Genomic DNA, 13,541 nt, shown 5'->3' on the forward strand with positions numbered 1-13,541 from the left:
AGACGACGAAGCCGACCACGCCGATCGCGACCATGGCATAGGCCATGCCGAGATAACCGAAGACCGGCTTTTTCGAGAAGGTCGCGACGATCTGGCTGACCATGCCGAAGCCCGGCAGGATCATGATGTAGACTTCCGGATGGCCGAAGAACCAGAACAGATGCTGGTAAAGCAGCGGATCGCCGCCACCGGCCGCGTCGAAGAAGGTCGTGCCGAAGTTGCGGTCGGTCAGCAACATCGTGATCGCCGCCGCAAGCACCGGCAGCGCCAGCAGCAGCAGGAACGCCGTCACCAGCACCGACCAGACGAACAGCGGCATTTTATGCAGCGTCATGCCCGGCGCGCGCATGTTGAAGATCGTGGTGATGAAGTTGATCGCGCCCAGGATCGAACTCGCACCGGCAAGGTGGAGCGAAAGGATCGCCATATCGACCGCCGGCCCGACCGAGCCCGATGTCGATAGCGGCGCATAGACCGTCCAGCCTGTGCCCGCGCCGTCAGCCGTCCCGCCCGGTACGAACATCGAGCCGAAGAGCAGGAGGAAGGCGGGAACGAGCAGCCAGAAGCTGATATTGTTCATCCGCGGGAAGGCCATGTCCGGCGCGCCGATCATCAGCGGCACGAACCAGTTGCCGAACCCGCCGATCATCGCGGGCATGACCATGAAAAAGACCATGATCAGGCCGTGCGCGGTAATCATCACGTTCCAGAAATGCAGCGCGGCATTGCCTTCTTCGCCGGCCCAGGCTTCGAGATACTGGATGCCCGGCTCGGCGAGCTCCATGCGCATCATGCCGGAGAGCGCGCCGCCGATAATGCCGGCGACGATCGCGAAGATCAGATAAAGCGTGCCGATATCCTTGTGGTTCGTCGACATGAACCAGCGGACGAAAAAGCCCGGCTTGTGGTCGGCGTCGTGATGCGCCTCGTCCTGGCCGGCGGCTTCGAAATGGGAGGGAGTGGCTGCGGTATCGGTCATCGGTGCGATCCCTTAACTGGCTGCGCCGGCGGAGCGGGCCGCGGCGATCTCTTCGGCGTCATCGGCCGTTTCGGTGTCGGTTTCTGCGGGCGCCTCTTCGGTAGCTTCTTCTTCGCTACCGGGCATTGTGCCGCCATTGGCGAGCACCCATTGCTCGAATCGTTCGGGCGAGACGACCTCGACCGCGATCGGCATATAGCCGTGGCGAACCCCGCACAGCTCGGAGCACTGGCCGAAATAGACGCCTTCCTGCTCGACGCGGGTCCAGCCTTCGTTGAGGCGGCCGGGCACGGCGTCGATCTTCGTCCAGAAGGCCGGCACCGCGAAGCTGTGCAGCACGTCCGAAGCGGTCACGAGGAAGCGGATATTGACGCCCGCCGGGATGACCATGCGCTCGTCGACGGCCAGCAGGCGCGGCCCGTCTGCATCGGTGCGGAAGCGCGCGCCTTCGGCCTGTTCGCCCTCTTCTTCGAGCATGTTCGAGACGAGCAGAATGTCGCCATGGTCCGGATATTCATAGGTCCAGTTCCACTGGTTGCCCGTGATCTTCACCGTCACCGTCTCGCCTTCGGGCAGACTGTACTGCGCCTGCAACAGGCTAATCGACGGCACGGCGATGACGACGAGGATCAGCACCGGCACGAGCGTCCAGATGACTTCGAGCGTCGTGTTGTGCGTGGTTTTCGAGGGGTTCGGATTGCGGCGGCGGTTGTACCGCACGATGATCCAGAGCAGCAGCGCGAGAACGAACAGCGAAATCGCCGTGATGATCGGCATCAGCAGCGCATCGTGGAACCAGCGGGCCTGTTCGCCGACTTCGGAAACCTGCTCCTGAATGCCCAGCGCGCCCGTCGGCATGCCGAAGCCTTCGACGGCCGGCGCATGTTCGAAGGCGGGCACCTCGGCTTCGGCCGACTCGGCAACCTCGCCTTCCGCACCCGGCGCGGGCGCCAATTCGGTTTGCGGCGCCGGCGCGAGTTCCGGCTGCGGCGCCGCGGCACTCGCCGCCGACGTTACGGAAAGCGAAGCCACGGCCAAACCGGCGGCCAGCATCAAATTCGTCAATATGCGCATTTTGACCCCATTTGTTCCGCTCGGGGAGCGGTCGAAACAGTTCACGGAATAGTGAAACTTGGCGGCTATATAGAGCCGGGATTTGCAGGCCTCAAGCTTCACTTTCGGGAAATTCTCGCGTCCAAGCATCGGGTTGAAGCGGATCGCGCTGCCGCCTATGTGCCGCCGGGCAAGTGGCAGGGAGCGCATGATGACCGACGACGACATTCTTTCCGAGTTCCGGGCGGCGCAGGCGCTTCTGGAGGGCCATTTCATCCTGTCTTCGGGCAAGCGCAGCGCGCGCTACCTCCAGTGCGCGCGGGTGCTGATGGACCCGATGCGCGCCTCGCGCTTGGCCTCCACGCTCGCCGCCCGTCTGCCACGCGAAATCCGCAGCGAGATCGACGTGGTCATATCGCCCGCCATGGGCGGCGTGATCATCGGTCATGAAATGGGCCGGGCGCTCGGCGTCGATGCCATGTTCCTCGAACGGCCCGAAGGCACGTTCGAACTCAGGCGCGGTTTCGCGCTGGAACGCGGGCAGAAGGTGCTGATGGTCGAGGATGTGGTCACCACCGGGCTGTCGTCGCGCGAGGCGATCGCCGCGGTGATCAATGCCGGCGGCGAAGTCGTCGCCGAAGCCGCGCTCGTCGACCGGTCGGCTGGCGAGGCCGATCTCGGCGTACCCTTCTTTCCGCTGCTATCGCTCGATTTCCCGGTCTACGATCCCGACGACCTGCCCGAGGAACTCGCCGCGATCGAAGCCGTCAAGCCCGGCAGCCGCCAGGCATGATCCACCGGCTGGGCCTGCTGCTCGGCCTGTTCGGCCTGGTGGCCGCCCAACCCGCCCTCGCCTTCGATCCGGCGCGGATCGGCCGGCTGGCCGAAGCGCAGGACTTCCACGGCGTCATTCTCGTCTCGCGCGGCGAGACCATCGTCTATCTGCGCGCCTTCGGCCAGGTCAGTCCGCACGCGCCGACGCCGCACCGGATCGATGCGCAATGGCGCTGGGCCTCGATCACCAAACAGGTGATCGCGACGATCGCCATGCAGGAAGTCGCCGCCGGCCGTCTTTCGCTCGACGCGCCGATCGCGGTCTATTGGCCCGACTTTCCCAATGCCAATCGTGACCGCATCACGATCCGGCATCTGCTCGGCCATCTTTCCGGGCTGCCCGATCCCGAAGACTCGTCGCTCCTGCCCAGCGGCCTGCCGGCCTTTTACAGCGATGACGGCGCCGAAACCGCTACGGCCGACGGCTATTGCGCCGGCCCTTCGCGCGCCGAGCCGGGCGCCGGCTATCACTATAATAACTGCGACTATATCGTGCTCGGCGCGCTGCTCGAACGCGTGACCGATACCCCGCTCGAAACGCTGTTGGCGGACCGGATACCGGGCGCGCGCTTTATCCGGGAGGATACCGACGCCCTTCCCGGCTTTCAGTTCGGCGAGGCCGAACCGCCTGTCCGCCTCGCCGCCTATGGCGCGGCGGGCGGGCTGCAGGGTACGATTCTCGACCTTTGGCGGTTCGACCGGGGCCTGATGACGGGCCGCCTGCTCGGCGCCGACATGCGCGCCGCATTATGGGCGGGTAATTCCGCCTATGGCTATCATGCGTTGGGCCAATGGGTGCTGCCCGCGCGGCTCGCTGGCTGCGCCGAGCCCGTCCGGCTCGTCGAGCGGCACGGCGCGATCGGCGGCGTGCAGGGACGCAACTTCATCGTGCCCGGGCGCGATATCGCGGTCATCGCTTTCACCAACCGGTCCGAGGGCGAATTCTCCTTCGGCCAAGTCTGGCGTGGCGAAGGCTTTGCGCATGATCTATTGGCGGAAGCGGTCTGCCATTGGAGCGATGAATGAGCCATCACCTGCGCCTCGGCGTGAATATCGATCATGTCGCGACGATCCGGAATGCGCGCGGCGGCGATCATCCCGATCCCGTGCGCGCGGCCGAGCAGGCGGCGGATGCCGGCGCGGACGGCATCACCGCCCATCTGCGCGAGGACCGGCGCCACATCACGGACGGCGATATCGACCGGCTGAGCGAAGCGCTGACCATCCCGCTCAACCTCGAGATGGCAGCGACCGACGAGATGCTGGAGATCGCCCTGCGCCACACACCGCATGCGGCCTGCATTGTCCCCGAAAAGCGTGAGGAGCGGACGACAGAAGGCGGGCTGGATGCAGCCGGCGGGCACAATCATCTCGCGCCGTTCGTCAGCGAGCTGAAGAACGCCAATATCCGAGTCAGCCTGTTTATCGAACCCGATCCGGCGCAGGTGGAAGCGGCACTGCGCCTCGGCGCGCCGGTCGTAGAATTCCATACCGGCCGCTACGCGCATCTAGACGGCGAGGAGCGCGCGACCGAACTGCGCCGGATCGCCGACGCCGCCGCTTTGGCGGCCAAGAACGGCATCGAACCCCATGCGGGACACGGCCTGACCTATGACAATGTCGGGCCGATAGCGGCGATCCCGCAGATCGCGGAGCTCAATATCGGCCATTTCCTGATGGGCGAGGCGATCTTCACGGGGCTGGAAGCGAGCGTGAAACGGATGCGCGAACTGATGGATCTTGCGAGATGATTGAGCAAATCCGCCAATATCATCCTTTATACGTCGTCCATATGGCTGTCTGCATCGCTTTTCTCGCGATTATGACGGCCATCACGGCTATGATTGCGTGGAATATCGTTATTGGCAGTTGGACGGAAATGTTCGCCCCCCTCTCTCACATTACATGGATTGTGGCTGGGGCAGTATTCGCCATGCGGGTTCTGACGACTGTCCTGTGGTACCTTTTCGGAAAGCCCGTCGATCGTGTCGGCCAGGATAGCATATGATCATCGGTATCGGCTCGGATCTCTGCAACATCGATCGCATCCAGAATTCGCTCGACCGGTTCGGAGCGCGGTTCGAGCAGCGCGTCTTCACCGAGATCGAGCGCGCCAAGGCCAATCGCCGCCCCTTCACCATCGCTGGCACCTATGCGAAACGCTTCGCTGCGAAAGAGGCCTTTTCCAAGGCCGTGGGCACCGGTTTCCGTCAGGGTGTGTTCATGAAGGATATTGGTGTAGTGAACGCGCGGAGCGGCGCGCCGACGCTCGCGCTCACAGGCGGCGCGAAAAAGCGGCTTGACGCGCTGACTCCGCCCGGCCACCGGCTGGAGGTACATCTGACGATGACCGACGACCATCCCTGGGCGCAGGCCTTCGTCATCCTTTACGCCCGGTCCGAATAGCCGGGCCGAAGAAGCGAGTGAGTGAATTGGATCAGGAACGCGCGAGCGACAGCGACGAGCATCTGGCAGCCGCCCTGAAGGCGAGCGAGGATTGCGCCGCTGCGTCCGAAGACGATAGCGAAGACAAGGGCACGGACTGGTGGGGCGAGATCAAGGGCATCTTCCTGCTCGTCCTCGCCGTGCTCGCCTTTCACAGCTTCGTCGCCAAGCCGTTCTATATCCCGTCCGAATCGATGATGCCGGGGCTGATCCAGGGCGACCGGCTCGTGGTCAGCAAATATCCCTATGGCTGGTCGTACGTATCGCCCTCCTTCCACGTCCTGCCCTTTATCGAAGGCCGGCTGTTCGGCAGCTATCCCGAGCGCGGCGATATCGTGATCACCGTGCCGCAGGGCGCGCGCGCCGACTATATCAAGCGCGTCGTCGGCCTGCCCGGCGATACGATCGAGATCCGCGGCGGCGCGGTGATTCTGAACGGCACGCCGTTGCGCCGCGAGCAACGCGAACCGGCGATGATCCCGATCGATGCCAACGTGCCGTGCGACGACGTGCCCGGCCTGATCACGACGGGCAGCGATGGTGTGCGCTACTGCCGCATGCCGGTCTATCGCGAATATACGCCCGAGGGCCGCTATTACGACACGATCGACCTCGGCCCCTCCCCGGCCGATTTCTACGGGCCGATCACGATACCCGAGGGGCATCTCTTCCTCTTGGGCGACAATCGCGACCAGTCCGCCGACAGCCGTTCGCCGCTTGCCGGCGGCGGGCTGGGCGGCCCCGTGCCCGTCGAGAGCATCGGCGGGCGGGCGGAGTTCATCACCTTCTCGCTCGATGGCACGTCCGAATGGTATAATCCGATCAGCTGGTTCAGCGCGATGCGCAGCGGCCGTGCGGGCACCGGCCTGCATCCGGACCGCGAAGGGGACGAATGAACGGGCGCGACGATCTGCCCGGCCCCTATGACGGCAAAGCCGGACCGGCCGAAGTCCGCGATCCGGTAATTCGCCAGGAACTCAAACGCGCCATTGCCTGGGCGATGGTGGCGGTCGCCGTCATCCTCGTCTGGCAATTGGCGCAGGCGATCCTGCTGATCATCGCCGGTATCGTGTTCGCTTCGCTGCTCGACGGCGGCACGAAATTGCTGCGGCCCGTCATCCCCTTCAGCCGCCCGTTGCGCCTGCTCATCGTCGTCCTGCTGATCGTCGGCGGCCTCGCGGGGATTGGTTGGCTGGCCGGCATCGAAATCGCCGCCCAGGCCGAACAGTTGCGCACGACGCTGAGCAACCAGTTCCAGCGCCTGCTCACCATGCTCGACGATCTCGGCATGACGCCCGGCGGCACCGAGCTAACGCAGATCGTGCGCGAAGTGCTGGGGTCCGTCGGCAGCCTGACATCCGCGCTTGGGTCCGCGGTCAGCGGTATCGCGACGCTGTTCCTCGTCATGGTGATCGGGCTGTTCATAGCGATCGACCCAAATATCTATGACCGTGGCATCCAGTGGATGCTCCCGCGGGGTACGCGCCCCGAATTCCGCAAGACGACCACGCGCATGGCGAAGACGCTGCAAAGGCTGCTCGCCGGGCGCGTACTCGGCATGGTCTTCGAGGGATTTCTGACATGGTTGCTGCTGACCATCGCCGGCGTGCCGATGGCGCTCCTGCTCGGCATATTGGCGGGGCTGCTCGCCTTCATTCCCAATATCGGCGCGTTCATCACGGGCGTTCTGATGGTGGCCGTCGGCCTTAGCGCCAGTCCGGAACTCGGCCTCTACGCCTTCATCATCTATCTCGTCGTCCAGACCTTCGATGGCTATGTCGTGATCCCGATGGTCGCCAAACAGACGGTCGACCTGCCGCCGGCGCTCACCCTGTCCGCGCAGATCCTGTTCGCCGCCCTGTTCGGCATCATCGGCCTCGCGCTCGCCGATCCGATCGTGGCTATGACCAAGGCCGCGCTCGAACGGCGCTCCGAGCATAATGACGAAGAGGATGAGGAAGAACAGCGCCGCGCCGCCGAAGCGGGCGCCACGCCGACCGATCCGGGTTAGCGGAGTTGTTTGTCAGAAACTTCCTGTCGGAAGTTTCTGATAGACAACCCTTACTGCGGCGGGAGCGCGTCGCCCAATTGTTCCTGAAGCTGCTGTTGCAACTGCTGCTGCTCCATCATCTGCTGCATAAACTCTTCCTGAGACAGCACATCGACCAGCTCGACTTCGAATTCGAGGATATCGGTCGTGTCGAAGGGCATTTGCGGCGCGGGCGGATCGCCGGGTGATACGCCGGGCGGCAGCCAAAGTTCGGGCGGCAGCCACAGCATATGCCGCGCCCCGACCGTCATTTCCTGCACGCCTTCGCCGAAGCCCGGGAACACCTGGCTCAGTGGAAATGGCTGGCCTTGGCCTTCATCGACAACCTCGCCGTCGAGCAAACGAAGCGTATAGTTGACCACAGCCGCATCCTGCGGGCCCGGGCTCTCCCCGCCCTCCGCACCGGCTTCCAGCACTTCATATTGGAGGCCGGACTCGGTCGTCACCACGTCCGACCGTGCGCCGTTCCAGGCGAGAAAGGCCTGCGGCGACTGGGCGGTGCCCGGCGTCGCAGTGAACCAGGCGAGCGCGACGGCCGCCGCGATCAGCACGACGACGCCGACCCAGAGCTTGGCCAATGCGCCTTTCTGGATCGGGCGGAGGGGAACGGCGGTTACGGACATGGTCTAATCCCGGACAATTTGCGCATGCGCATATGAAGAAGGGCCACCCCTATGGAGCGGCCCCGGAAAAATCCAGCGGGAAAATTGTCAAGACGGCCCATGCCTCAAGCATGTCAACTATGCCGTTAGTCCGGAGCTCGTCGAAGGACGTCTATCGGCGGAGAAGCGCCCTTCGACAAGCTCAGGGCTAACGGGGATTTGGATATCGGCCTGATCAGGCGGCGCGGCGTTCGAGCGAGGACAGCCAAGCCCGCGCCTGTTTCTGCGCTTCGGCGATCTCGCGCGCCGTCATCTCGTCGGATATCTCCGCGCGGCAGCGCTGCGCCTTTTCATGGCCGCTGACTGCGGCGAGATTGAACCATTTATGCGCTTCGATCAGGTCGATATCGAGGCCGTCGGTACCTGCCGAATAGGCGATGCCGAGATCGAAATAGGCGTTTTCGTCGCCGGCCGCCGCGTCTCTCAAGCGGCTTTCGATCAGAAAATTCGCGGTTGCGGCACTATGCGCCATGACCCTGTTCCCCTTGTTGACTGTCGTCGGAAACAGGGATTGACCGGTTATGGATAATAAAAGGTTAACGGGAGGGGAGACTTTTTGGGCGAGTCATTGTCAGACTCGACCTGGCGGTCGAGCGCCGCACCAGCCCTCTCCCCCTCCCGACCGCCCACAGGGTAAAGTAATTGGGCGGTCGGGAGGGGGAGAGGGCTGGTGCGGCGACATTGCGATAGCAATGTTCTGACAAACCAAACCCGGTGCCGCGCTCGACCGCCAGGTCGAGTCTGACAAAGGGAATCTCCCTACCCCTTCTCCACCGCGATATTGTCGATCAGCCGCGTCTTGCCGATCCGGGCGGCGGCCAGCAGGCGGGCGGGGCGCTCGGCCGTTTCGACCGGTTCCAGCGTTTCGGCATCGCGCAGCTCGATATAATCGACGGTTGCGAAACCGGCTTCGAAGAGCTTCGCCTTGGCCGCGATGATCGCGTCCGCCGAAGATTCGCCGCGCAGGATCGCCGTCGCCGTTTCGGCAAGCGCATCGGGTAGCGCCACGGCACGTTCGCGTTCCTCGGCGCTCAGATAGGCGTTGCGCGAGGACAGGGCGAGGCCGTCCGCTTCGCGCACCGTCGGCACGCCGACAATCTCGATCTCGAAATCCAGGTCGCGTGCCATGCGCCGGATCAGCGCGAGCTGCTGATAATCCTTTTCGCCGAACAGCGCATAATCGGGACGGATCTGGTTGAAGAGTTTGGCGACGACGGTCGCGACCCCGTCGAAATGGCCGGGACGCGACGCACCGCATAGACCCTCGGTAACGCCGGTCAGGCTGATCGTCGTCGAAAAGCCCGCCGGATAGACCTCCTCCGGCCGCGGCGCCCAGAGCAGGTTGCAGCCCGCCGCTTCAAGCTTCGCCGCATCTTCCTCTTCGGTGCGCGGATAGGAATCGAAATCCTCGCCCTCGCCGAACTGGGTCGGATTGACGAAGATCGACGCGACGACATGGTCGGCAACCTCGCGGGCGCGCGCGACCAGCGCGATATGCCCCTTGTGCAGCGCGCCCATGGTGGGCACGAGCGCCACCGTGCCGCTATCGGCGCGCAATTCGCGCAGCGCAGCGCGCACCCCGATTAACCGTCTCTCCAATTGCACCTGTTTCGCGCCTCCGATATGTCGGCCGTGCTTGTGAGCGGGCGGGGGACCCGAATCAAGCCAGTTCATTTTGTCGGGGGAGCAGTTTTTGGCCGATTGCCATTTCATCGTTTTCGCCAATGAGAAAGGCGGCACCGGCAAATCGACGACGGCCGTGCACACGGCAGTGGCCCTGGCCGCGGCCGGGCGCACGGTATCCGTGCTCGATCTCGACAGCCGCCAGCGCACGACGACGCGCTACTTGGAAAACCGCGCGGCGAGCGCGGAACGGCTCGGCCGCCCTCTCCCGACCCCGCATTTCATGGTCAGCGAGGCCGATAATCTGGTGGGATTCGAACGCTGCATCGAGGCGCTGTGCCAGGATAGCGAATTCCTGATCATCGACACGCCGGGGCGCGACGATCCGCTCGCCCGGATTTCGGCGGCCCGCGCGGACACGCTGGTGACCCCGATCAACGACAGCTTCGTCGATCTTGACCTGATCGGCGAAGTCGATCCGGAAAACTACACCGTCCGCAAGCCGAGTTTCTATGCCGAAATCGTCTGGGATGCGCGCAAGGCCAAGGCACAGACGGGCGGCGAGGTGGACTGGGTGGTTTTGCGCAACCGCCTCCAGCATATCGAGGCGAAGAATATGCGGCGGGTTGCGCGGGCGCTGAACGACCTTTCCCGCCGCGTCGGTTTCCGCGTGATCCCGGGGCTGTCCGAGCGCGTCATCTATCGCGAGCTGTTTCCGAGCGGGCTCACCTTGCTCGATATCGACCATTTCGAAAGCGTGGGTCTCAGCCATGTCGCCGCGCGGCAGGAATTGCGCGAAATGATCGCCGCGCTGCAACTCCCCGAACAGGGGGTTACACAGGACATGTTCGAGACGGTATAAGGGCAATCATGCATTTATTGCTGCTGGCATTCGGAGCGATCGCGGCATGGGCCTGGTGGACGGGCCGGTTGCGGCGTAGCGACAGTGGCGACTGGGCGGCGATCGCCGCCGTCATCCTCGGCTTCAAATGGTTTTCTTCGGGCCAGGGCATTCTCGCGCTGATCTGTTTCGCCGGCGTGGCCGCCTGGGCCGCCTATCGCTCGCAACAGTTTCGCCGGGCGATGATGCCGGTGGCCGAGGCGCGCGAACTGCTCGGCGTGGACGAAAATGCGGACCAGGACACGATCCGCGCGGCGCACCGGCGGCTGATCGCGCGTGTTCATCCCGATGCAGGCGGTTCGGAGGAACTCGCCCGGCGCGTCAACGCCGCGCGCGAGATCCTGCTTTCCGAAGTCCGCAAGCAAGTGCCCGAACGCAGCGAATAAGGCCCCTCCGTCGCTTGTGCCTTGCAGCGGTAATAACTAGACGCGAACGCAGGGGCGGATCGCGCATCAGACGGCGAGGCACATTCTGACAAGGGATTATAATGACGCATGAATTCCACCCGACGACCCTGCGCGAATATGATATTCGCGGCATTGTCGGCGAAACGCTGGGCGAAGAGGATGCGCGGGCGATCGGCCGCAGCTTCGGCACGCTGATCCGCCGCGCAGGCGGCAGCCGGGTCGCGGTCGGCTATGACGGGCGGACAAGCTCGCCGATACTCGAAGCGGCGCTCGTCGAGGGGCTGAACGCGAGCGGAGTCGATGCAGCGCAGATCGGACTCGGCCCCACACCGATGCTCTATTACGCCGAGGCGACCCTAGAGGTTGATGGCGGCATAGAGATAACCGGCAGCCACAATCCCCCCGATTATAACGGCTTCAAGATGGTATTTCAGCATCGCGCCTTTTTCGGGGACGACATTCAGGGGATCAGCACCATGGCCGCGGCCGGCGACTGGGAGACCGGGAGCGGGACCAGCGAGCAGGTCGATATCGCCGACGCCTATGTCGATCGGCTCGTGGCGGGCCATGCGGGCGGCGAATTCCGCATCGGTTGGGATGCGGGCAATGGCGCGGCGGGCGCGATTCTCGAAAAGCTCGTCGCGCGGCTGCCCGGCGAGCATTTCACCCTCTTCACCGATATCGACGGATCTTTTCCCAACCATCATCCCGACCCCACGGAAGAGGCGAATCTGGCAGACCTGAAAAAGCTCGTCGCCGACAACAATCTCGATTTCGGAGTGGCTTTCGACGGCGATGGCGACCGGATCGGCGCGATCGACGGCACGGGCCGGGTGATCTGGGGCGACCAGCTGCTCGCAATCTTCGCCGAGCCGGTGCTGCAAAAAGAGCCGGGCGCCACGATTATCGCCGATGTGAAGGCGAGCCAGGCGCTCTACGACCGGATCGCTGAGCTGGGCGGAGAGCCGCTGATGTGGAAAACCGGCCATTCGCTGATCAAGTCCAAAATGAAGGAAACCGGCTGCCCGCTCGCCGGCGAAATGAGCGGGCATGTGTTTTTCGCGCAGGATTATTACGGGTTCGACGACGCGCTCTACGCCGCCGTCCAGCTGATTTCGGCCGCGCATATTCTCGGCAAGAGCGTGACCGAGTTGCGCGACGCGATACCCGACATGATCAATACACCCGAAATGCGCTTCCAGGTCGATGAGAGCCGGAAGTTCGCGGTGATCGACGAGGTGCTGGAGCGGCTGCGCGCGGACGGCGCGGACGTCAACGATACGGATGGCGCGCGCGTGAACACCGAGGACGGCTGGTGGCTCTTGCGCGCCTCCAACACGCAGGACGTGCTCGTTGCGCGCGCCGAAGCGAAGAGCGAGGCCGGGCTCGAGCGGTTGATGGCGCAGATCGACGGCCAGCTCGCCGCGTCGGGACTCGAGCGCGGGCCGCAGGCCGGGCATTGACGGCGGAACCGGCCTTTCAATCGGAAAAGGTCGCGGCGCGCTTTGCCGAATATCCTAGCCCCGTCCGGGACCGCCTGCTCGAACTGCGCAATCTGGTCTTCGAAACCGCGGCCGCCACGGACGGCGTGGGACCGCTCGAAGAAACGCTGAAATGGAATGAGCCAGCCTATCTAAACCCGGCCGGCACGACGATCCGGCTCAACGCGCACAAGGGCTCGGACAGTGAAATCGGCCTCTACGTCCATTGCCAGACCGATCTCGCCGAACGCTTCCGGCAACTTTATGACGACCAACTCCGTATCGACGGAAACCGCGCGATACTGTTCCGTGTCGATGAGCCTCTGCCGCGTGACGCGATCCGCCACTGTATCGCGATGGCGCTGACATATCGTGTCCGATGACCGCCTGGAGCGAGCGGAACATAATCCGGCCGGTTACCGTTAGTTTTTCATGAAGATAGAATATTATGCGCTTTTCGGCGGCCTCGTCATCCTGTTGCTGGCGACCGGCGCCTGGTTCGCGATCGGCAGCGTCTACAGCCAGTCGGAGGCCATCCAGCTCATCGAAACCCTGTCGCGGTCGGCGCTCTATTTCGGCTCCGCAACCGCAACGGGCTCGGCCACCGTACTCGCACTCATGCTGAACCTTGTCGGCATGGCCAACCGCGCCGAAACCGATTTCGACGACAATATCTATCGCAGCATCTTCCGCGTATCGACCTATGCGACGGTGACGCTGTGCGGATCGGTCGTGCTCCTGCTCGCCCTGACCTTTCCGATCGGCGAATTCGATAATCTGCCCAGCGGCTGGTACAACTGGCTCTATCGTATCCTGTTCGCGGGCGTCGCCATGCTCTCCGCAATGCTGGTTTCGACGGTACTGATACTGTTCTTCACGATCCGCGACGTAATCCGTGAAATCACGCCGCACGACAATGTGTAACAGCGATACGCACGAAAGTTTCGCCGCTGCAGTTTTTGCAACGCACAAATCGTCTTTCGCACTTGCAGCAAAACCGGCCCCGACATACTAAGAGGCTGCCTTTTCAGGCATCCTCTCCTATACTACGGGGCTGCTCTTCACGGGGCGGCCCCTTTTTTTCGATTCCGTGACGCGGCGCAAAT

General features: G+C 63.8%; 16 protein-coding genes. 11 read left to right on the forward strand and 5 right to left on the reverse strand.

Annotated elements, in window-relative coordinates:
• Positions 1-979 (reverse strand): cbb3-type cytochrome c oxidase subunit I (locus ACTS1Z_RS01135; protein ID WP_442622594.1); only part of this gene is annotated, 979 nt, incomplete at its 3' end.
• 12 nt (positions 980-991) lie between these two features.
• Complete coding sequence (coxB, locus tag ACTS1Z_RS01140; protein WP_442622595.1) at positions 992-2,053, reverse strand: cytochrome c oxidase subunit II; 1,062 nt, start codon at positions 2,051-2,053, stop codon at positions 992-994.
• A gap of 190 nt (positions 2,054-2,243) precedes the next feature.
• On the opposite strand from coxB, the gene pyrE reads away from it, so the two are divergent.
• The 6 genes from pyrE to ACTS1Z_RS01170 all read left to right on the forward strand — a co-directional run bounded on the left by pyrE (position 2,244) and on the right by ACTS1Z_RS01170 (position 7,322).
• A complete protein-coding gene (gene pyrE, locus ACTS1Z_RS01145; protein WP_442622596.1) occupies positions 2,244-2,825 on the forward strand; it encodes an orotate phosphoribosyltransferase in 582 nt (193 codons plus the stop codon).
• Positions 2,822-3,892 carry a serine hydrolase domain-containing protein gene (locus ACTS1Z_RS01150; RefSeq protein ID WP_442622597.1) on the forward strand — a complete coding sequence of 357 codons (1,071 nt, stop codon included), beginning with the start codon at positions 2,822-2,824 and terminating at the stop codon, positions 3,890-3,892. Before pyrE ends, ACTS1Z_RS01150 begins: the two co-directional genes overlap by 4 nt.
• Complete coding sequence (locus ACTS1Z_RS01155; RefSeq protein WP_442622598.1) at positions 3,889-4,617, forward strand: pyridoxine 5'-phosphate synthase; 729 nt, start codon at positions 3,889-3,891, stop codon at positions 4,615-4,617. The genes ACTS1Z_RS01150 and ACTS1Z_RS01155 overlap by 4 nt, the downstream gene beginning before the upstream one ends.
• Positions 4,618-4,870: 253 nt before the next feature.
• The gene (gene acpS, locus ACTS1Z_RS01160; RefSeq protein ID WP_442622599.1) at positions 4,871-5,272 is read left to right on the forward strand and encodes a holo-ACP synthase; all 402 of its coding nucleotides are present in this window, start codon (positions 4,871-4,873) and stop codon (positions 5,270-5,272) included.
• Positions 5,273-5,298: 26 nt separating this feature from the next.
• Positions 5,299-6,207 (forward strand): signal peptidase I, encoded by a 909-nt coding sequence (lepB, locus tag ACTS1Z_RS01165; RefSeq protein ID WP_442622631.1) that lies wholly within the window; start codon positions 5,299-5,301, stop codon positions 6,205-6,207.
• A complete protein-coding gene (locus ACTS1Z_RS01170) occupies positions 6,204-7,322 on the forward strand; it encodes an AI-2E family transporter (protein WP_442622600.1) in 1,119 nt (372 codons plus the stop codon). The genes lepB and ACTS1Z_RS01170 overlap by 4 nt, the downstream gene beginning before the upstream one ends.
• 50 nt (positions 7,323-7,372) lie before the next feature.
• On the opposite strand, the gene ACTS1Z_RS01175 is transcribed toward ACTS1Z_RS01170, so the two are convergent.
• The 3 genes from ACTS1Z_RS01175 to panC all read right to left on the reverse strand — a co-directional run bounded on the left by ACTS1Z_RS01175 (position 7,373) and on the right by panC (position 9,628).
• Positions 7,373-7,984 carry an FKBP-type peptidyl-prolyl cis-trans isomerase gene (locus ACTS1Z_RS01175; RefSeq protein ID WP_442622601.1) on the reverse strand — a complete coding sequence of 204 codons (612 nt, stop codon included), beginning with the start codon at positions 7,982-7,984 and terminating at the stop codon, positions 7,373-7,375.
• A 214-nt stretch (positions 7,985-8,198) separates the two neighbouring features.
• Positions 8,199-8,495, reverse strand: a complete 297-nt coding sequence (locus ACTS1Z_RS01180; protein ID WP_442622602.1) for a hypothetical protein — start codon at positions 8,493-8,495, stop codon at positions 8,199-8,201.
• 287 nt (positions 8,496-8,782) lie between these two features.
• The gene (panC, locus tag ACTS1Z_RS01185) at positions 8,783-9,628 is read right to left on the reverse strand and encodes a pantoate--beta-alanine ligase (protein ID WP_442622603.1); all 846 of its coding nucleotides are present in this window, start codon (positions 9,626-9,628) and stop codon (positions 8,783-8,785) included.
• 88 nt (positions 9,629-9,716) lie between these two features.
• Between panC and ACTS1Z_RS01190 the strand changes: the two genes are divergently transcribed.
• The 5 genes from ACTS1Z_RS01190 to ACTS1Z_RS01210 all read left to right on the forward strand — a co-directional run bounded on the left by ACTS1Z_RS01190 (position 9,717) and on the right by ACTS1Z_RS01210 (position 13,359).
• On the forward strand, positions 9,717-10,508 hold the full coding sequence (locus ACTS1Z_RS01190; RefSeq protein ID WP_442622604.1) for a division plane positioning ATPase MipZ: 792 nt from the start codon (positions 9,717-9,719) through the stop codon (positions 10,506-10,508).
• Between the two features lie 8 nt (positions 10,509-10,516).
• The gene (locus ACTS1Z_RS01195) at positions 10,517-10,933 is read left to right on the forward strand and encodes a J domain-containing protein (RefSeq protein WP_442622605.1); all 417 of its coding nucleotides are present in this window, start codon (positions 10,517-10,519) and stop codon (positions 10,931-10,933) included.
• A 101-nt stretch (positions 10,934-11,034) separates the two neighbouring features.
• Positions 11,035-12,417, forward strand: a complete 1,383-nt coding sequence (gene pgmG / locus ACTS1Z_RS01200) for a phosphoglucomutase/phosphomannomutase PgmG (RefSeq protein ID WP_442622606.1) — start codon at positions 11,035-11,037, stop codon at positions 12,415-12,417.
• Complete coding sequence (locus ACTS1Z_RS01205; RefSeq protein WP_442622607.1) at positions 12,414-12,818, forward strand: DUF1801 domain-containing protein; 405 nt, start codon at positions 12,414-12,416, stop codon at positions 12,816-12,818. The genes pgmG and ACTS1Z_RS01205 overlap by 4 nt, the downstream gene beginning before the upstream one ends.
• Positions 12,819-12,867: 49 nt before the next feature.
• A complete protein-coding gene (locus tag ACTS1Z_RS01210; RefSeq protein WP_442622608.1) occupies positions 12,868-13,359 on the forward strand; it encodes a hypothetical protein in 492 nt (163 codons plus the stop codon).
• Positions 13,360-13,541: the final 182 nt, after the last annotated feature.

This window comes from Parasphingopyxis sp., assembly GCF_052168295.1.
GTDB lineage: Bacteria > Pseudomonadota > Alphaproteobacteria > Sphingomonadales > Sphingomonadaceae > Parasphingopyxis.